Annotated in this window: 7 protein-coding genes; all 7 read right to left on the bottom strand. The window is 72.8% G+C overall.

Annotated features, from left to right (window positions below):
- Positions 1 to 93 precede the first annotated feature (93 nt).
- Positions 94 to 1,923, bottom strand: a complete 1,830-nt coding sequence (locus tag AB0D18_RS36405; RefSeq protein WP_362428903.1) for a 1-deoxy-D-xylulose-5-phosphate synthase — start codon at positions 1,921 to 1,923, stop codon at positions 94 to 96.
- Positions 1,920 to 2,978: a 4-hydroxy-3-methylbut-2-enyl diphosphate reductase gene (ispH, locus tag AB0D18_RS36400; protein ID WP_362428900.1), complete on the bottom strand. Its 1,059-nt coding sequence runs from the start codon at positions 2,976 to 2,978 to the stop codon at positions 1,920 to 1,922. Before ispH ends, AB0D18_RS36405 begins: the two co-directional genes overlap by 4 nt.
- Positions 2,975 to 6,745 carry an ABC transporter transmembrane domain-containing protein gene (locus tag AB0D18_RS36395; protein ID WP_362428897.1) on the bottom strand — a complete coding sequence of 1,257 codons (3,771 nt, stop codon included), beginning with the start codon at positions 6,743 to 6,745 and terminating at the stop codon, positions 2,975 to 2,977. Before AB0D18_RS36395 ends, ispH begins: the two co-directional genes overlap by 4 nt.
- Before the next feature lie 223 nt (positions 6,746 to 6,968).
- A complete protein-coding gene (locus AB0D18_RS36390; RefSeq protein ID WP_362428894.1) occupies positions 6,969 to 7,598 on the bottom strand; it encodes a 4'-phosphopantetheinyl transferase superfamily protein in 630 nt (209 codons plus the stop codon).
- A 5-nt stretch (positions 7,599 to 7,603) separates the two neighbouring features.
- Complete coding sequence (locus AB0D18_RS36385; protein WP_362428891.1) at positions 7,604 to 7,813, bottom strand: MbtH family protein; 210 nt, start codon at positions 7,811 to 7,813, stop codon at positions 7,604 to 7,606.
- Between the two features lie 83 nt (positions 7,814 to 7,896).
- Entirely contained in the window at positions 7,897 to 9,141 is a 1,245-nt protein-coding gene (gene ccrA / locus AB0D18_RS36380; protein ID WP_362428888.1) for a crotonyl-CoA carboxylase/reductase, read from the bottom strand.
- Positions 9,141 to 19,367 (bottom strand): amino acid adenylation domain-containing protein, encoded by a 10,227-nt coding sequence (locus AB0D18_RS36375; RefSeq protein ID WP_362429052.1) that lies wholly within the window; start codon positions 19,365 to 19,367, stop codon positions 9,141 to 9,143. The genes ccrA and AB0D18_RS36375 overlap by 1 nt, the downstream gene beginning before the upstream one ends.
- Positions 19,368 to 19,541: the final 174 nt, after the last annotated feature.

Here is a 19,541-nt window from a genome sequence, read left to right as displayed (position 1 = left end):
GCCAAGGGGGCCGGGTTGGGTGGGCCAGGTTTTCTGGCTGGTTCGGGGGGCCGGGGGTCGGGGCCGGTGGGGCTGGGGGCGGGCCCGGGGCGGTCAGCGGTCCGCGCCGACCGGTTGGGGGGCCGCCAGTTCGTCGAGCCGTACGGTGTCGTCCCGGCCCGCGAGTGCCTCGGCCACGACGCGGGCGATGTGGCGCCCCGTCAGGCCGCTCTCCGTGAGGATGTCCTCGCGCCGGCCGTGGTCCAGGAAGCGCTGGGGCACCCCGAAGGTGCGGGCGGGCGTGCGCGCTCCGGCGTCGGCGAGGGCTTGGGCTATCGCGGATCCGGCCCCTCCGGCGCGGCCGCTGTCCTCGACGGTCACGACCAGGCCGTGGTCCAGGCCCAGTTCCACCAGCGCGGCGGGCACCGGGGTGATCCAGCGCGGGTCGACGACGGTGACGCCGAAGCCGTGCCCGGCGAGCCGCTCGGACGCGTCGAGGCAGACCCCGGCCATGGGGCCGACGGAGACGAGGAGTACGTCGCGGGCCCGGGAACCCGCGCGTCTGAGCACATCCATCCCGGCGACGGTGCCGACCGCCGGGATGTCGGGTCCCGTCGTGCCCTTGGGAAAGCGCAGCGCGGTGGGGCCGTCGTGGACGGCGACCGCCTCGCGCAGGGCCCGTCGCAGGGTCGCCGCGTCACGCGGCGCCGCGACCCGCAGGCCGGGGACCAGCTGGAACAGCGACAGGTCCCACATGCCGTTGTGGGACGCGCCGTCGTCCCCGGTCACGCCGGCCCGGTCCAGCACGAAGGTGACCGGCGCACGGTGCAGGGCGACGTCGAGCAGCATCTGGTCGAAGGCCCGGTTGAGGAAGGTGGCGTAGAGCGCCACCACGGGGTGCAGGCCGCCCAGGGCGAGGCCGGCCGCCGAAGTCACCGCGTGCTGTTCGGCGATGCCCACATCGAACGTACGGTCAGGGAAGCGGTCGGCGAACCGGGTCAGGCCGGTCGGTGCGAGCATGGCCGCCGTGATCGCCACCAGGTCCTGGCGCAGGGCGCCGAGTTCCGCCAGCTCCGCGCCGAACACGTCCGTCCACGCGGGCCCTGCGGACCCGGCGGCCCGCGGCGTCGTCCGGGCGGCGGGCCTGGGGCGTACGGCGTGGAAGCGGTCGGCCTCGTCCTGTTCCGCCGGCGCGTGGCCGCGGCCCTTCTCCGTCAGGCAGTGGACGACCACGGGACCGCCGAGCCCGGCAGCACGGCGCAGGGCGTCCTCCAGGGCCTCGATGTCGTGGCCGTCGACGGGGCCGACGTACTGCAGCCCCATGTTCTCGAACACGCTGGGTGTGCGGTGTTCGCCGCTGCGCAGCGCCGCCAGGTGCGCGGCGATGCCGCCGACGGTGGGGGCGTAGGAGCGGGTGTTGTCGTTGAGGACGACGACGACCGGGCGGTCGGGCGCCGCCGCGAGGTTGTTCAGCCCCTCCCACGCCATGCCGCCGGTCAGTGCGCCGTCACCGATGACGGCCACGACGGCCCGGTCGGTGACGCCCTGGAGCGCGTACGCCTTGGCGAGGCCGTCGGCGTAGGACACCACGGTGGAGGCGTGGGAGTTCTCGATGACGTCGTGCTCGGACTCCGTACGGGAGGGGTAGCCGGAGAGGCCGCCCGGCTGCCGCAGCGTCCCGAAGTCACCGCCGCGGCCCGTGAGTACCTTGTGGGCGTAGGTCTGGTGGCCGGTGTCCCACATGATGCGGTCCCGGGGGGATTCGAAGACCCGGTGCAGGGCGATGGTCAGTTCGACCACACCGAGGCCGGGGCCGAGGTGGCCGCCCGTGCGGGTGACTTCCTCGACGAGCAGACGCCGTATGTCGCGGGCGAGTTCTTCGAGTTGGGGCGCGGTGAGCGTGCGCAGGTCGTCCGGGCCCTGTACCGAGTCGATCGTTGTCATGACGGATCCCGTTCTTGTCGCAGGGCCTCGTCGGCCAGTGGGGTACTCGGCACACGGCCGGTGAGGGGGTCGGCCAGGCGGGCCGGCATGGAGAAGACGACGTCCTCCGCGACTCCGTCGTCCAGTTCGACGTCGGTGTGGCCGAGGGAGGCCAGCCGGGCCAGGAGGGAGCGGACGAGGATCTCCGGGGCGCTGGCGCCGGAGCTGATCCCGATGCTCGACGCGGAGGCCAGCCAGCTCTCGTCGAGGTGGTCGGCGTCCGGCACGAGGTACGCGGCGCTGCCGAGTTCCCTGGCGACCTCCACCATGCGCAGAGAGTTGCTGGAGTTCCGTGAGCCGACGACCAGGACGAGGTCGTTGTGGCGGGTCAGCGCCTTGACCGCGTTCTGGCGGTTCGAGCTGGCGTAGCAGATGTCGCTGCCGGGCGGTCCGACGATGTCGGTGAACCGGCGGTGGAGCGCCTCGACGACGCGTTCGGTCTCGTCGGACGACAGGGTGGTCTGGGTCAGATAGGCCACCGGGGCGTCGGCCGGCAGGCCGAGCCGCTCGACGTCCTGTTCGGTCTCGACGACGATCGTCCGCTCGGGGGCCTCGCCCCTGACGCCCTCGACCTCCTCGTGGTCGGCGTGGCCGACGAGCAGGATGGTCCGCCCGTCACGCGCGTACCGCACGGCCGCCTGGTGCACCTTGGCGACCAGCGGGCAGGTCGCGTCGATCACCTCGAGCCGGCGGGTGGCCGCCGCGGTGCGTACCGCGGGCGCGACCCCGTGGGCGGAGAAGACGCAGACCGCGCCCTCGGGCACCTCGTCCTCGCTGTCGACGAAGCGCGCTCCGCGCTTTTCGAGTTCGGCGACGACGTGGTGGTTGTGCACGATCTCCTTGCGCACGTACACCGGTGCCCCGTGCAGGTCCAGGGCGCGCTCCACGATGCCGATGGCCCGGCGTACTCCCGCGCAGAAGCCGCGCGGCTGGGCCAGGACGATGGGTTTGGCACTGTCGTCTGGCGCCCGGTCCGCCGCTGCTGGCCGGGCGGACGGCGGGCTGGTGGCGCTCATGGCGCGCTCCGTTCGTAGGAGGGTGTGGGAGAGGGAGGGGCCGGAGAGGACAGGGCGGGCGAGGGCGGGGCGGGGGGCGGTCGACCTTCGGAGGCGCGCCAGAGCGCGGCGTACTTCCCGTCCAGGGCGAGCAGTTCCTCGTGCGTGCCGTCCTCGTGGACCCGGCCGCGGTCGATGACGACGATGCGGTCGGCGCGGGAGGCGACGGTCAGACGATGGGCGACGACCAGGGTCGTACGGCCGGCCGTGAGCCGCTCGGTGGCCTCGTTGACCAGTGCTTCGGTGGCCAGGTCGAGGGAGGCGGTGGCCTCGTCGAGCAGGAGGACGTCGGGGGTGACGAGTTCGGCGCGGGCCAGCGAGATCAACTGCCGCTGTCCGGCGGAGAGGTTGCGGCCGCCCTCGGCGACGCGGTGGTGGTAGCCGCCGTCCAGGGCGGTGATCGCTTCGTGGGCGCCGACCCGGCGGGCCGCGCCGGTCACTTCGGCCTCGGTCGCGCCGGGGCGTGCGTAGGCGATCGCCTCCAGGACGGTGCCCGCGAAGAGGTACGCATCCTGCGGGACGAAACCGATCCGGTGCCGGTAGGACGTCAGGTCCAGGTCGCGCAGGTCGGTGCCGCCCACGCGGATCGCGCCGTGCGTCGGGTCGTAGAACCGGGCGACCAGTTTGACCAGCGTCGACTTGCCTGCCCCGGTCGCGCCGACGAACGCGACTCGCTGACCCGCCGGTATCCGCAGCCGGATGCCGGTCAGCGCCGGGCCGCCCCGGTAGTGGAAGTCGACGTCGTCGAAGACGAGGTCGCCGCGCAGCGAGCGTACGGGGACCGGCCGGGCGGCGGCGGGGGTACTGCTGGGCGTCAGCATCAGGTCCCGGGTGCGCAGCAGCGACACACGTGCCTGCTGGTAACCGTCGAAGAGCTGGGACAGCTGCTGGACCGGGGCGAAGAACAGGTCGAGGAAGAGGAGGCAGGCCACGAGCGTGCCGACCGCCATCGTGCCGTCGGCCACCCGCCCCGCGCCGACGGCGAGTACCGCGGCGGCCGCGCATGCGGCGAGGAACTGGATGAAGGGGAAGTACACGGCCATCAGGAACTGCCCGCGCACCCGGGCCCGCCGGTAGTCGTCGCTGTGGCCGGCGAAGCGGCGCACCACCGATTCCGCCCGCCGGAAGGCCTGGGTGGTCCGCATTCCGGCGGCGCCCTCCTGAAGTGCGCCGTTGACCGTGGTCATTTGCTCGCGTGCCTCTGTATAGGCCCGGACGGACTTCCTCCGGAACACCACCGTGGCAAGGACAAGCACCGGCAGGACCGCGAGGACGACGAGCGCGGCCGAGGCGTCGGAGACACAGAGGACGACCAGCACCCCCACCAGGGTCAGGACACTGACCAGGAGGCTGACCAGACCGGTCTGCAGGAACGAGGACAGCGAGTCGATGTCGGTGGTCATCCGCGTCATGGTGCGGCCGGCCGCCTCGTTCTCGAAGTGGTCGAGCCCCAGCCGGTGCAGGTGCGCGAAGACCCGCAGGCGCAGCGCGTACAGCAGCCGCTCCCCCACCCGGCCGGTCACCCGGACCGCGGCCCACTGGACGGCGTACTGGGTGACGACCAGGGCGAGTGCGGCGATCGACGCCGTCCATACGGTGACGAGCGCGAGGCGCGGAGCGCCGTCGGCGATCCCGTGGCGTATCGCGAAGGGCAGGGCCAGGCCGGCGAGGGCGTCGGCGACGACAAGCATCAGGCCGAGGGCGAGGGGCGGCAGAAATCCGCGCAGCAGGTGGCGCAGGCCGAAGGGGCGCGCGCCCGAGCCCGCCACGGCCCGCGCCTCGTCGATCCGCGGCACGTCCACGGCCGGCGGCAGGGCCGCGACCAGGGTCCGCATGCGGTCGGCGGAAGCGCTCTTCGGGCCGGCGCCGGGCCGGGCCCCGGCGCTGCGGGCGACTGCGGCCCGGGGGGTCGGGGGCCGGGCGGCAAGGCCGGCGGGGCCGGGGGCGGAGGGGCTGGGGGCGGAGGAGCCGGGGTCGGAGGAGCCGGGGTCGGAGGGGCCGTCCTGGAGGACCGTACGGTACTGGGCGCAGCGGGCCCGCAGTTCGTCGTGGCTGCCGACGTCGACGATCCGGCCCCGGTCGAGCACCACGATCCGGTCTGCCAGGGCCAGGGTCGATCTGCGGCGGGCGACGAGCAGCGTGGTGCGGCCCACGGCCCGCTCGCGGAGCGCGTGGTGGACGTCCCGCTCGACCCGGGTGTCCAGGGCGGAGGTGGCGTCGTCCAGGACGAGGACCCGGGGCCCGGTGAGGACGGCCCGCGCGAGCGCGACGCGCTGGCGCTGGCCGCCGGACAACTGGCCGCCGCCTTCGCCGATCTCGGTGTCGTAGCCGTCGGGGAGGGCCAGTACGAAGTCGTGGGCCTGGGCGGTACGGGCCGCGGCGTGGATCTCCGGCTCCGTGGCGTCCGGCCGGCCGTAGGCGATGTTGTCGCGGACGCTGCCCGAGAACAGCACGGTCTCCTCGGGCACGGTGGCGACGGCAGCCCGCAGCGAGTCGTACGTCAGGTCGCGTACGTCGCTGCCGCCGATCCGGACCGCGCCGTGGTCCACGTCGTGGAACCGGGACAGCAGCTGGGCGAGGGAGGACTTCCCGGATCCCGGCGTGCCGACGACGGCGACCGTCTCCCCGGGCGCGACGGTGAGGCTCACGTCGCTCAGCACCGGCCGGTCCTCGTCGTAGCCGAAGGCGACCTGGTCGAACTCCACGCCGAGGGGCCCCTGCGGGGGCAGCCGGCCGGTGCCCTCCGTCAGTACGGGCCGCAGGTCGGTCATCTCCAGGACCCGCTCGATGCCCGCGCCCGCCTGCTGTCCCATGGTGACCATCGCGGCCAGGGTCTTCACCGGGGCGACGAGCTGGGTGAGGTAGGCCGAGAAGGCGAGGAAGGTGCCCAGCGTCAGCTGGCCGCGCACAGCCATCCAGCCGCCGAGCGCCAGCACGCCGACCTGTCCGAGGGAGGGCACCGCCTGGAGTGCGGGGCCGTAGCGCGCGTTGAGCCGGACGGCGCGCATCCGGCCGGCGAACAGCCCCCGGGCGGCCGTGGCCAGCTTGTCCATCTCCTGCCGCTCCTGGCCGAACCCCTTGACCACTTGGATGCCCGCGGTGGAGCCGGCGATGACGCCCGCGACGGAGGCGGCCCGGTTCTGGGCGTACCAGGTCGCCGGGTAGAGCCAGTTGCGGCTGCGCAGTCCGATGAACCACAGCGCCGGTATCAGGGCGATCGCGACCAGGGCCAGCAGCGGGGACAGCAGGATCATCAGGGTCAGGGAGACCAGGAGCATGCCCGCGCTGGCCACCGCTTGCGGCACGGTGGAGACGAGGCCGAAGACCATGTTGAGGTCTCCGGAGGACCGGCCGAGCAGCTGGCCGGTGTTCAACTGGTCCTGGCGGATGCCGTCGAGCCGGGACAGCGAACGGAAGAGGTCGACGCGCAGGTCGTGCTGAACGTCGGCGGCGAGCCTGCCCGCGTACAGGCGCCGGAGGAAGGCGGCCAGGTATCCGGCCGCGGCGGCGGCCACGAGCACCCCGGTCCACAGGGGGGCCGAGCGGGTCGCACCGACGATGACGTCGTCGACGATCACCATCGTCACGAGCGGGACCACCGCGTTCATCGCGGTCCCCGCGGCGGCGCCGAGGAGCGCCACCAGCACACTGCGGCGGTGTCGCAGACAGCGGCCGGTCAGCCGCCTGATCCAGGAACTCCGGTCTGCGCGGCTCCGCTTCGTCGTCATTCCGGGCCTCCTGTTCGTCCTCGTGGCGGGTGGGGCGGGGTCTTCGTCGGGGGGCGGCGGGGTCTTCGTCCGGTGGCGGGGCAGGGTCGTCGTCGGGGGGCGGGGCAGGGTCGTCGTCCGGTGGTGGCGGGGGCTTCGTCCGGTGGTGGCGGGGGCTTCGTCCGGTGGTGGCGGGGGCTTCGTCCGGTGGTGGCGGGGGCTTCGTCCGGTGGTGGCGGGGGCTTCAGCGGTCGCACCGCACCAGGTCGATCCGGGTGTCCGTGCCGCCGAGGGTCGCGACGGCCAGGGCGTGGCGGCCCGTGCCGGTCGGCAGTGCGGTGCAGGCGGCCCCCGTCCCGTCGGGGGTTGCGTGCAGGGCCGGTGGCGGGCCGTCGGGCAGGTCCGGCAGCGGCCAGCCGGCGGGTGACGGCAGGAGCTGGGTGAGGCCGCCGTGCGCGAGGCCCCGGCCGTGGGCCTTGCCGACCGCTTCTTTCTGCGTCCAGAGGCAGAAGAAGGCGGGAATCCGCTCCCGGCCCGGCAGGCCCGCCAGCCAGTCGGCGTCCGCGCCGCCCAGCCAGCGCCGCGCCATCCGCAGGGCGGGCAGCGGCCGGAGCGTCTCGACGTCGATCCCCACCGGCCCGCGGGTGCTGAGCGCCACCGCCTGCGCTCCCGGGCTGTGGCTGAGGCTCACGTGCAGTCCTGCGGCGGGGCCGGTGAGCCGGGGGCGTCCGCCGGTTTCGTAACTCAGCCCGATCCGGTGGACCGGACTGCCGGACAGGTCCGCGGCGGCGCGCAGCAGGGTGAGGTGTGCCGCGCGCCGTTCCCCGCGGTCGACGCGGCCCCAGATCACCGTGACGGTGCCGGGACCGGTCACCTCGCTCAGGCCGCCATCTGGCGGACGAGGCTCTTGGGCCGCATGTCCGTCCAGTGGGTCTCTATGTAGTCCAGGCAGGCCTGCCGGTCGTTCTCCGGGTGGACGACCTCCCAGCCGGCCGGCACCTCGGCGAAGTCGGGCCACAGCGAGTGCTGGCCCTCGTCGTTGGCCAGGACGAGATAGCGGCCCTCGGCGTTCTCGAACGGGTTCGTCATTTCTTTTCCCTTTCCCTTTTTCTTCCTGGTGGCGATATTTCTATCCAACCGGAGAAGTTTCGGCAACCCTCTCCGGATTTAATTCACGGAATATCTTTGAGCCCTGGCTCGGGGGAATTCACGAGGACCGCGACATTGCCGGGCGGCTGCTTTCCCTCGTAGACGAGCTGATGCGCCTTGCCGATTTCCTGGAAGGGCATCGTCAGACCCAGGCAGGGGTCGACGTGCCCCTCGGCGACGAGGTCGATGATGGCCGCGGTCTGGCGCACGTTCGCGGCGTGCGAGCCCTGGAGGCGTTTCTGGAACATCCAGAGGAACCGCAGGTCGAGGCTGGCGTCGTAGCCGCTGGTGCCGGCGCAGGTGACCACCATTCCGGCGCGGTCGCAGACATAGACGGACGTCGGCAGGGTGGCCCGGCCCGGATGCTCCAGGACGATGCTCGGAGACCTTCGTTCGCCCAGCTGGTCCCAGAAGGCGCGGCCGAATCCACGGGCGCCCGCCATCCATTTCTGGTACGCGGCGGAATCGTCCGGATCGGGCAGCAGGCCCCAATGGTCGAATTCACTCCGATTGATTACTCCGCGAGCTCCCAGGCGTTTACAGTAGTCGAATTTACTGTCGTCCGAAACCACGGCGACGGGAATTCCGCCGAAATGTTTTGCGATCTGGATCGCCATGGATCCCAGCCCGCCGGCGCCGCCCCAGACGAGGACGGGATCGCCGGGCCGCACCGTGTTCGGGTGCCAGCCGAGCAGCATGCGGTACGACGTCGAGCCGCCGCCCAGGAAGCAGCCCGCCTCTTCCCAGGTCAGGTGCGGAGGCTTGCGGTGGCACTGGTACTCGTCGGCCACCGTGAACTGCGCGAAGGAACCGAAGTTCAATTCGTATCCCCAGGCCCGCTGGGAGCGGGAGGCGGTGGGGTCGACGCCGAGCCGGATGTCGGGGGCGGACTCGTCCCAGGCGACGCCGCCGACGATGACGTGGTCTCCCACCCGGAGCTGTTTGACGCCCTCTCCCACGGCCCAGACCACACCGGCACCCTCGGAGCCCGCGATGTGGAAGTCGTGCGGGTCTCCGGCACGTTGCCGGTCGGCGATGACGTCGGCGGGGGTGCCGAGCCCCGCCCAGATGCCGTTGTAGTTGATCCCGGCCGCCATCACCATGATCAGCACCTGGCCGCGGCCGACTTCGGGCACCTCGACCGGCTCCACCTGGATCGACCGGTCGGGCGGGCCGTAGCGCTGCTGCCGGATCACCCCGGCGTACATGTAGTGCGGTATCTCGCCGAGCGGGGGCATCTCGCCCAGCTCGTACAACTCTCTTGCCATCAGAGTTCCTTCCGTGTCCGGCGGGCGTTCAGGTGCGCCGCGATCGCGCTGCCGATGACGGCCAGCGGAGCGGGCTGCAGCATGTCTTCGTGGCGGCAGTCGACCCGGTGGGCCGTGACCCCGCCGCGTGTGTACGGGCGCCAACGGCGCGCTTTCGCGTCGGTCTTCTCCTCGGCTCCTTCGTCGGTCTTCTCCTCGGTCCTTTCGCCGGTCTTCTCCTCGGCGCCTTCGTCGGTCTTCTCCCCGGCGACGAACAGCAGCAGGCCGGCGCCGAGTTGCCGGGGCGAGAACCGGGAGCGCAGTACGACGCCGGTGCGGTACGAGTCCACGACGGCCTCCACCCGGTCGGCCAGCAGCTCCGCGAGCGGTCCGCCCCGCCGGCGCAGCAGTTCGGCGCCCTCCTCGACGGTCAGTTCGCCGTCCCCCCTGCCGGCTCCGGCACCGGCCGCGTCGAGCAGTGCTCCCAGGACCTGTCCGGTCGGCGGGACGACGGGCTGCTCGCCCGGCGCCGCCGGGTAGGAGTCGAGGACCGCGACGAGGGCGACCTCTTCACCGGCCTCTTCCAGCAGCACGGCGGCCGCCTGGGCGATGAGCCCGCCGAACGACCAGCCCACCAGGTGGTAGGGACCTGACGGCTGCACGCCGCGGATCTGCGCGACGTAGTCGGCGGCCATCTCCTCCACGCTGTCCGGCCGGTAGCCGGGCGAGCCGAACGTCCGGGCCTGCAGTCCGTACACCGGGTGCCCGGCGGGCAGGTGCCGCAGCAGCGCGGCGTACCGCCAGCTCAGGCCGCCCGCGGCATGGACGCAGAACACCGGCGGCAGGTCTCCGCGTACGCGCAGCGGCAACAGGACGTCCAGCCCGTTGCGGCTGTCGGAGCCGCCGCCCTCGTCGACGGCTGCAAGGAGTCCGACGACCGTCGGTGCGAGGAACAGGGCCTGGATGCCCAGTTCGACGCCGAGGACCTTGCGGATCCGGCTGACCAGAGCGGCCGCGAGCAGTGAGTTCCCGCCGCGGAGGAAGAAGTCGTCGTCGACTCCCACCTCGCCGACCCCCAGGGCCTCCGCGAACAGCTCGCAGACCAGCTCTTCCCGCGGAGTGCGCGGGGCCCGGCCAGACCGGGCGGCCCCGTCCGAGGGGGCGGGCAGCGCGGCCCGGTCCACCTTGCCGTTCGACGTCAGCGGCAGCGCGTCGAGCACGACGACCGCGCTGGGCACGAGGTACTCCGGAAGCGTGTCGGCGAGCAGGCCGCGCAACTGTGCCTCGGTCGGCACCTCGTGGTCCGGCGCCGGCACCACGTAGCCCACCAGGCGTCTGTCGCCCGGCCCGTCCTGCCTGATGAGGGAGACCGCCTGGGCCACCGCCGGCAGGCCGGCGAGTGCGCCGTCGACCTCACTGAGCTCGATGCGGAACCCGCGCAGCTTCACCTGGTCGTCGGCCCGCCCGACGAACTCCAGAGTGCGGTCGCCGCGCCTGCGCGCCAGGTCGCCCGTGCGGTACATCCGCGATCCCGGCGGACCGAACGGATCGGCGACGAAGGCGGCGGACGTCGTCCCGGGCGCACTCTCGTAGCCCCGGGCGAGTCCGGCGCCCGCCACGTACAACTCGCCGACGGCGCCGGCCGGGAGCGGCTCCAGCCACGGGGACAGGACGTACGCGGCTCCGCCTGCCAGCGGCACGCCGATGGGCACGTTGTCCGGAACCGGGTCGCCCGAGCGCATCATGTGGTGCGTGGCGAACACGGTGGTCTCCGTGGGGCCGTAGCCATTGGTCACCCTCGTTCCGGGGCAGGCGGCCAGCACCTTGCGCACGGCGTCGGCCGGCACCACGTCGCCGCCGGTGCGCACCTCGCGCAGACCGGCGAAGCAGCCCGGCTCCTCCTCCGCGAGCCAGCGGAACAGTCCCGCCGACAGCCACAGTCCGGTGATGCGCTCGTTCACCAGGAGCCCTGCCAGGGCCCGGAGGTCCACCTCTCCGCGAGGGGCGAGGACCACGCTGCCGTGGTGGAGCAGCGGAACCCACAGTTCCATGACCGAGGCGTCCCAGGCGTGCGGCGAGTGGAACAGCACGCGCTCCTGGCTGCCGCCGGACCAGCACGGGTCTGCGGCCAGGTCCATCACGTCGCGGTGGGTGATCGCCACGCCCTTGGGCAGGCCGGTAGAGCCGGAGGTGAACATCACGTACGCCAACTGGTCGGGCCGCACCGTCACTTCGGGTGCGCGCGGTTCCTGGCGCGCGATCCGCGGGTCGCTGTCCACCGCGACGGTCCGCCACGGGGCGGCGGCGTCCGCCGGCCCGCCCGTCGCCCGGTCCGTGTCGGTGAGCAGCACGGTGGCGCCTGCCAGGCCCAGGACGGTCCGCTGCCGCTGCTCGGGGTGCGAGGGATCCAGCGGCACGTAGGCCGCACCGGCCTTCAGTACGGCGAGGGAGGCGACGGCCAGGTGGAGCGACCGGTCGAGCAGCACGCCCACACGGTCCTCGGCCCGTACCCCGATGTCGGTGAGCAGCCGGGCGAGCCGGTTCGCGCGCTCGTCCAGTTCCCGCCAACTCAGCGTCTCCTCACCGGACTTGAGGGCGACGGCGTCCGGAGTCAGCGCCGCGAGGGCGGCGATCCGGCCGTGCAGGGACACGTCGGCCGGCGCGGAGCCGAGACCGGACGCGAGGTCGGGACCGGACGCGGAGCCGGGACCGGAGGCAAGGTCGAGGCCGAACGCGAGGTCGAGGCCGGGGCCGTGTGTCGGCCGGTGGCGGAGGCCGGGCCCGGTGGACCCCGCGAGCGCGGCCCGTACCTCACCGTCCGCGAGGACCGTGAGACGTCCCACCTGCTGCCCGGGGTCGGCCCCGACGGATTCCAGGAGCCGGGTCAGGCGTTCCAGCAGGACGGGTGCGAGGGGGCCGCCGAGTATGTCGGGCCGGTGGTCCAGCCGGAAGCGCAGGCCGTCGGCGCGCAGCGATCCGACGAGGACCAGCGGGTAGTGCGCGGCGTCCCTGCCGTGGACGGCCGTCGCGCGCAGCGCGGAGGGCGACCGTTCGGTGTTCTCGGGCAGCGGGTAGTTCTCGAACACAAAGGCCGTGTCGAAGAGGGCCCGGTGGCCGGAGACCCGCTGCACGTCCGTCAGCCCGAGGTACTGGAAGGGCTGGAGCTCGGCCTGTTCGGCCTGCACCCGGGCCAGGGTGTCCTGCCACCGCTCCGACGGGTCGAACCGCACCCGGACGGGCAGGGTGTTGATGAACAGCCCGATCATGTGCTCCGCGCCGGGCAGCTCCGGCGGGCGCCCGGACACCGTGGTTCCGAACAGCACGTCGGACCGGCCGAGATGACGGGCCAGGACCAGTGCCCAGGCCGTCTGGATCAGGGTGTTCAGGGTGACGCCCGCACGCGCCGCGCTCCCCTTGAGGACCGTGGTGAGCTCCGGCGAGAGGTCCTGGGTGATCTGTTCGGGCAGGGCAGGCCCGGTGTCCGTCCTGCCGGGGGCCAGCAGGGTGGGCTCCTCAAGACCGGAGAGTGCCTCCTTCCAGACCAGTTCGCCCGCCGTACGGTCCTGGCGCTCCAGCCATTGCACGTACGAGCGGAACGGCACCGGGTCGGGCAGCACCGACGTGTCGCCGCCGTTCTCGTACAGGGTCACCAGTTCGCGCAGGAACAGGGGCATGGACCAGCCGTCGAGGAGGATGTGGTGCTTGGTCATGACCAGCCGGTGCCGCTGCCCGCCGAGGCGCAGCAGCAGGAACCTGATCAGCGGCGGACGGCCCAGGTCAAAACGGTGTGCGCGGGCCGATTCGGTGAGCGAGGTCAGCCGGTCCTGCAGGGCGCTGCCCGCCAGGCCGCTCAGGTCTCTCTCCTCCCAGGGCAGCGTCACGGTCCGGGGGACGACCTGCACGGCCGGTCCTGACGGCCGCTGGTGGAAGCCCGCCCTGAGGTTGGGGTGGCGTTCCAGGACGGCCTGGCCCGCCTTGCGCAGTGCGTCGGAGTCCAGCGGACCTTCGAGGTCGAGGACCAACTGGACGGTGTAGACGTCGGTGCCTTCCTCCGCGTGGAGTGCGTGGAAGAGCAGTCCCTCCTGGAGCGGGGTGAGCCGGAAGGCGTCCTGGAGTCCGCCGGGGGCGGCGGCGAACGCGTCGGTCTCGGCCTGGGTCAGCTTCGCCGACGGGAAGTCGGCCGGTGTCAGTGCGCGCGCACCGCCGGCGCCGTCGGCGGCTTCGGCGAGGGCGCGCAGCGCCCGGATCCACAGGTCGGCGAGTTCCTGGACGTCGGCGCGGTCGAAGAGACCGGCCGGCCAGGAGTACGTCGCGTGCAGCCTCGAACCGCCCGTCTGCTCCCGGGTGACCGCGTTGATCTCCAGCGCGTGCCCGAAGGGCATTCCCGGGTCGGCGGGCAGCAGCGGAATCCGCAGGTCCGACGCGCTCGACCAGCCCGAGGGCGCCCCGGTGTCACCGAACCCCTCGCCGGCCGCGCCGACCCGCCCCAGATAGTTGAAGCCGATCTGCGGGGTCGCCACGCCGGCCAGGGCCATGGCGGTGTCGGCGTTGAGGTGGCGCAGCAGGCCGTAGCCCAGTCCGTTGTCGGGCAGTGCGCGCAGCTGGTCCTTGATCCGGCCGAGGGCGGCCGCGGTCGCGGCGCCGCCGTCGAAGGCCTCGTCCAGGTCGATCGCACCGGGGTCCAGCCGGACCGGGAAGCGGCTGGTGAACCAGCCGACGGTCCGGGACAGGTCGATGCCTTCGTCGAACTCCTCCCGGCCGTGGCCCTCCATGTCGACCAGCAGCGCGTGCGACGTGTCCGGCTGCGGTGCGGCCGACGCGCCCGACAGCGGTACGGCCGACGCGCCCGGCAGCGGTGCGTGCGCGGTGTCCCCGGTCCAGCGGCGGCGCCACTGTGCGACGGCGAGCGTGAGACCGGTGAGCAGCACGTCGTTGATCTGCGAGTGGAAGCGGGCGGGGACCGCGGTCAGCAGAGCCGTGGTCAGGTCCGCCGGGAGCTCGGCCGTCAGGTGCTGGGCCGTCTCCCGGATGTCGACCGCGGGGTCGCGGCGGCGGGCGCCGAGAAGCGGGTCCGCTCCCGCCGTCTGGGCCCGCCACAGCGGGAGTTCGGCGATGCGGGCCGGGTTCTGTGCCTCCATGACCAGGGCCTGGGCCCAGCGGCGGAAGCTCGTGCCCACCGGGGCGGGCCGGGGCTCGCGGCCGTCCCGTACGGCCTGCCAGGCGGCGGCCAGGTCGGGCAGCAGGATCCGCCAGGACACGCCGTCCACCACGAGGTGGTGGAGGAGGACCAGCAGGAGGCCCTGCTCGTGGGGCCCCCCGTCGAACCAGACGACCTGGAGCATCACACCGTTCTGCGGGTCGAGGCGGCGCCTGGCCTCCTCGGCGGGCACGCGGACCAGGTCGGCCAGGGAGTCGGGCCCCGCTCCGGCCGGCAGCTCGACCCGGGTGACGCAGCCGTCGGCGCTCACGCTGCCGCGCGGTCCGGCCTCCAGGTTCCAGGGCAGCCCGAGTTCGGCTCCCGTCACCCGGGTGCGCAGAATGTCGTGCTGGTCGAGTACGGACTGGACGGCGCGGGTCAGGGCCTGCTGTCCGAGCCCCCCGGGAACCCGCAGCAGGACCGACTGGTTGAGCCCCTCGTAGGGGCCGCCCAGCTGGTGGAGCCAGCGGACGACGGGCGTGCCCGGTATGGCTCCGACGCCGTCGTCCGGGACGGTCGCGGCGGGATCCGCCGGGGCGGGCCGGACCGCGGCGGTCAGTGCGGCGACGGTCGGGTGCCGGAAGATGTCCCGCGGGGTGAGGACCAGACCTGCCGTACGGGCGCGGCTCGCCACCTGGATGGCGGTGATGCTGTCGCCGCCCACGGCGAAGAAGTCGTCGTCCACACCGACTTCGGCCAGCCCGAGCACTTCGGCGATCACCCGGCGCAACAGCGCCTGGGGGTCTTCGCCTGCGGTCGGGACGGGGGTGGCGGTGTCCGCCACCGGTACCGGGGTGCTCTCGTGCTGCTGCGGTTCCGGCAGGGAGTCCTTGTCGATCTTGCCGTTGACGGTCAGCGGGACGCGCTCGATCTCCATGAGCACCGAAGGCAGCAGGTGCGAAGGCAGTACGGAACGCAGGTGCGTCCTGACGGAGCGCAGATCCAGTCCCTGGCCGGCCTCCGGTACGAGGTAGCCCACGAGCCGCCGGACGCCGGGGCGGTCCTCCCGTACGGTCGCGACCGCGTGTCCGACTCCCGGAGCGGCGGTCAGGGCTGCCTCGACCTCGCCGAGTTCGATGCGGAATCCGCGCAGTTTCACCTGGTTGTCGGAGCGGCCGACGAACCGGAGCTGGCCGTCCCGCAGCCGGCGGGCGACATCGCCCGTGCGGTACATGCGGGATCCGGCGGGGCCGAACGGGTCGGCGACGAAGCGTTCCGCGGTCAGGGCGTGGCGGCCGAGGTATCCGCGCGCCACGCCGATGCCCGCGACGTACAGTTCGCCGGCGACTCCGGCCGGGACCGGGCGCAGCCGGTCGTCCAGGAGGTAGGTCCGCATGTTGGGCAGCGGACGGCCGATGGGGACCACGCCCGCGTCGGGTGCCAGGGGGCCGGCCATGGTGCAGGACACCGTGGTCTCGGTGGGCCCGTAGGCGTTGAACATCCGCCGTCCGGAAGCCCACTTGGCCACCAGGGCGGCCGGTGCGGCCTCGCCCGCCGTCACCAGGGTGCGCAGGGTGCGCAGGCTGCCGGGCGGCAGTTGGGCGAGTACCGCGGGCGGCAGCGTCGCGTGGGTCACTCCCCGCTCGCGGAGCAGTTCGGGCAGCTGGGCGACCTGCAGCAGCATGTCGGACGGTCCGAGCACCAGGCAGGCGCCGGCGGAGAGCGGCGTGCAGATCTCCGACAGTGCGGCGTCGAAGCTGAGCGAGGCGAATTGCAGCGCCCTGCTGCCGGGTCCCATCGCGTACGGCCCGGTCCTGGCCAGCACGAGGTTCGGGATGCCGGCGTGCTCGACCACCACGCCCTTGGGGCGGCCGGTGGAGCCGGAGGTGTAGATGACGTAGGCGGGAGTACGGGGGGTCAGGGGGGCCGTGCGGTCGGCGTCGGTGAGGTCGCCGTCGGGCCGGCCGGCCAGCTCCGCCAGCGTTTTTGGCGCGTCCATGACGATGCGTGCGGCGCCCGCCCCGGCGGGGATGCCGGGCTCGGCGGCCGCGGTCGTCACCAGGAGGCGGGGCCGGGCGTCCTCAAGGAGGTAGGCGATGCGGTCGGCGGGGTATTCGGTGTCGATCGGGAGGTACGCGGCACCCGACTTCAGCACCGCCAGCACCGCCACGACCATCTCCACCGAACGCGGCACAGCGATCGCCACCACCGACTCCGGACCCGCACCACGCCCCACCAGCAACCGCGCCAGCCGGTTCACCCGCCCATTCAACTCCGCATACGACAGCTCCACTTCACCCCACGACACCGCAGGCGCATCCGGCGCACACACCACCTGCGCCTCGAACAACTCCGGCACCAACAACCCCGGCAGCACACGCCCCGTGTCGTTCCACCCGTACAACAACCGATCCCGCTCACCCTCCGCCAGAATCTCCACATCCGCGATCCGCCGGTCCGCATCGGCCACCACCGCCCGCAACACCCGCACAAACCGCTCCACCACCGACTCCACCGTCTCGCGGTCGAACAGATCCACCGCGAACGCGGCGGTTCCGGTGAGGCCTGCGGGGACTCCCTCGGAGGTGAACCGCTCGGCGAGGCGTACGGAGAAGTCGAACTTGGCGCGCCCCGAACCGTCACCGGCGGGCTCGCCCGGCTCGCCGCCGGTCAGGCCGGCGAGGCTCACGTCCGCCCGCGCGGCGTTGTCGAGGGAGAGCATGACCTGGAAGAGCGGGTGGTGGGCGGCCGACCTGCGCGGGCCGACCGCGTCCACGACCCGCTCGAAGGGGACGTCCTGGTGGGCGTAGGCGGCGAGGTCGCTCTCCCGTACCCGGGCCAGCAGTTCACGGAACGTCGGGTCTCCGGAGGTGTCGGTGCGCAGCACCAGCGTGTTGACGAAGAAGCCCACCAGGTCGTCGAGCGCCTCGTCGCCGCGCCCGGCCACCGGGGTGCCGATGGGGATGTCGGTGCCGGCGCCGAGGCGGGTCAGTACGGTGGCCAGCGCCGCCTGCAGCACCATGAAGACGGTGGTCCTGCTGGAGCGGGCGAGGTCGAGCAGGTCCGCGTGCAGCGCGGTGTCCAGGACGAGGGGTACGAGACCGCCGTCGTGCCCGGCCTCCTCCGGCCGGGGCCGGTCGGTGGGCAGGTCCAGCTCTTCCGGCAGGCCCTTGAGCGCCTGGGTCCAGTGGGCGAGCTGACGGGAGATCTCGCTGTCCGGATCGTCCTCGTCACCGAGCACCTCACGCTGCCACAGCGTGTAGTCCGCGTACTGCACGGGCAGCGGAGCCCACTGCGGAGCCGCACCCGCGGCACGCGCCGTGTAGGCCGCGGCGAGATCCCGGACCAGCGGCTTCATGGACGAGGCGTCGCCTGCGATGTGGTGCAGGACCAGTACGAGGACGTGCTCGTCCGCTCCCAGGTGCAGCAGTTGGGCACGCAGGGGCAGGTCCGTGTCCAGGGCGAAGTCGCTCCGTCGCGCGAGGGCGACGGCCTCGTCGGCTCCGGCCTCGTCCGTCTCGACAACGTGCAGGTAGGGGCGCGCCTCCTCGGGCGTGAGGACGACCTGGCGGGGGTTGCCGTCGGTGTCGGGGAAGACGGTGCGCAGGCTCTCGTGCCTGCACACCAGATCGGCGAGGGCGCTCTCCAGCGCGGGCACGTCCAGGGGGCCGCGGAGTCGGGTGACGAGCGGGATGTTGTAGGTACCGGCGGTGGCTCCGAGGCGGCTCAGGGTCCACAGCCGGCGCTGGGCGAAGGACAGCGGGATCTCGGCGGGCCGCTCCCGGCGGACCAGCGCGGGACGTGCCGCCGCGGCCTCGCCGTCGATGCGCCGGGCCAGAGCGGCGACCGTCGGTGCTTCGAAGAGCGTCCGGATCGGCAGCTCGACGCCGAGGACGGTCCGCACCCGCGACACCAGACGGGTCGCCAGCAGCGAGTGGCCGCCGAGCTCGAAGAAGCTGCTCTCGACGCCGACCCGGGCGACGCCCAGAGCCTCGGCGAACAGGCCGCACAGCAGGTCTTCCTGAACCGTCCGCGCCTCACGGCGGGCCGGCGTCGACACCGACGGGGCCGGCAGCGCCTTGCGGTCGGTCTTCCCGTTCGGGGTCAGGGGCACCGAGTCCAGCACGACCACGGCCGACGGAACCATGTACTCCGGCAGCACGGCGGCTGCCTGACGGCGTACGGCCTCCACGTCGACCGTCACGCCCTCGGCGGGCACCACGTAACCGACCAGTCGCCGGTCGCCGGGGGTGTCCTCCCGTACCGTCGCGACGGTACGGGCCACTCCGGGCGCCGCAGCGAGCGCCGATTCCACTTCGCCGAGTTCGATCCGGTATCCGCGGACCTTGACCTGGTCATCAACCCGCCCCACGAACTCCAGCACACCCCCAGCACCCCACCGCACGAGGTCGCCCGTGCGGTACATACGCGACCCCGCCGGGCCGAACGGATCGGAGACGAACCGCTCCGCCGTCAGCCCCGGACGGCCCAGATACCCACGCGCCACCCCCTCACCCGCGACATACAACTCACCCGCCACACCCGGCGCCACCAACCCCAACCGGCCATCCAGCACATACACCCGAGTGTTCTCGATCGGACCACCGATCGGCACCCGGCCCCCGTCCCCCAGCAACGCACCCGTCGACCAGATCGTCGTCTCCGTCGGCCCGTACATGTTCCACACCGACACACCCAACCCCGCCAACACAGCGCCCAAACCACCATCAAGGGCCTCACCACCCACCAGAACCCGCAGCCCCCGCACCGCCTCCGGATCCACCTCCACCAACGCCCGCCACAAACCAGGCGTCGCCTGCATCACCGACACACCCTCCGCACGCACCAACGCACCCAACTCCACCGGATCACGCACCACCCCACGATCCGCCACCACCACCACACCACCCGACACCAACGGCAAAAACACCTCCAACAACGAAATGTCAAAACCGAACGTCGTCACCGCAAGCCACCGCTCCCCCACCCCCACAGGAACCCGCGACCCCATCGCAAACAAAAAGTTCCGCAACGCCCCGTGCGACACCACCACACCCTTCGGACGCCCCGTCGAACCCGACGTATACAACACATACGCCGCATCCCCCACCGACAACCCACCCACCACAGCACCCACACCAGCAGCAAAGCCAGCGGCAGGAACGTCAGAAGCAGGAACGTCAGCAGCGGGAATGTCGTCGAGAACCACCACCGGCACCCCACCCACCGGCAGACCCTCCACCACATCCGCCGACGCCAGCACCACCACCGGACACGCATCCGC

This window comes from Streptomyces sp. NPDC048442, assembly GCF_040651475.1.
In the GTDB taxonomy this organism is placed as follows: Bacteria; Actinomycetota; Actinomycetes; order Streptomycetales; family Streptomycetaceae; genus Streptomyces.
The sequence above is the reverse complement of the archived record's forward strand: the minus strand, read 5'-3'. Positions and strand labels throughout refer to the sequence as shown.

Coding starts and splice junctions, on each gene's coding strand:
- ispH (WP_362428900.1), bottom strand. CDS start 2,978: ATGAGCGCCACCAGCCCGCCGTCCGCCCGGCCAGCAGCGGCGGACCGG.
- ccrA (WP_362428888.1), bottom strand. CDS start 9,141: ATGGCAAGAGAGTTGTACGAGCTGGGCGAGATGCCCCCGCTCGGCGAG.
- AB0D18_RS36385 (WP_362428891.1), bottom strand. CDS start 7,813: ATGACGAACCCGTTCGAGAACGCCGAGGGCCGCTATCTCGTCCTGGCC.
- AB0D18_RS36395 (WP_362428897.1), bottom strand. CDS start 6,745: ATGACGACGAAGCGGAGCCGCGCAGACCGGAGTTCCTGGATCAGGCGG.
- AB0D18_RS36405 (WP_362428903.1), bottom strand. CDS start 1,923: ATGACAACGATCGACTCGGTACAGGGCCCGGACGACCTGCGCACGCTC.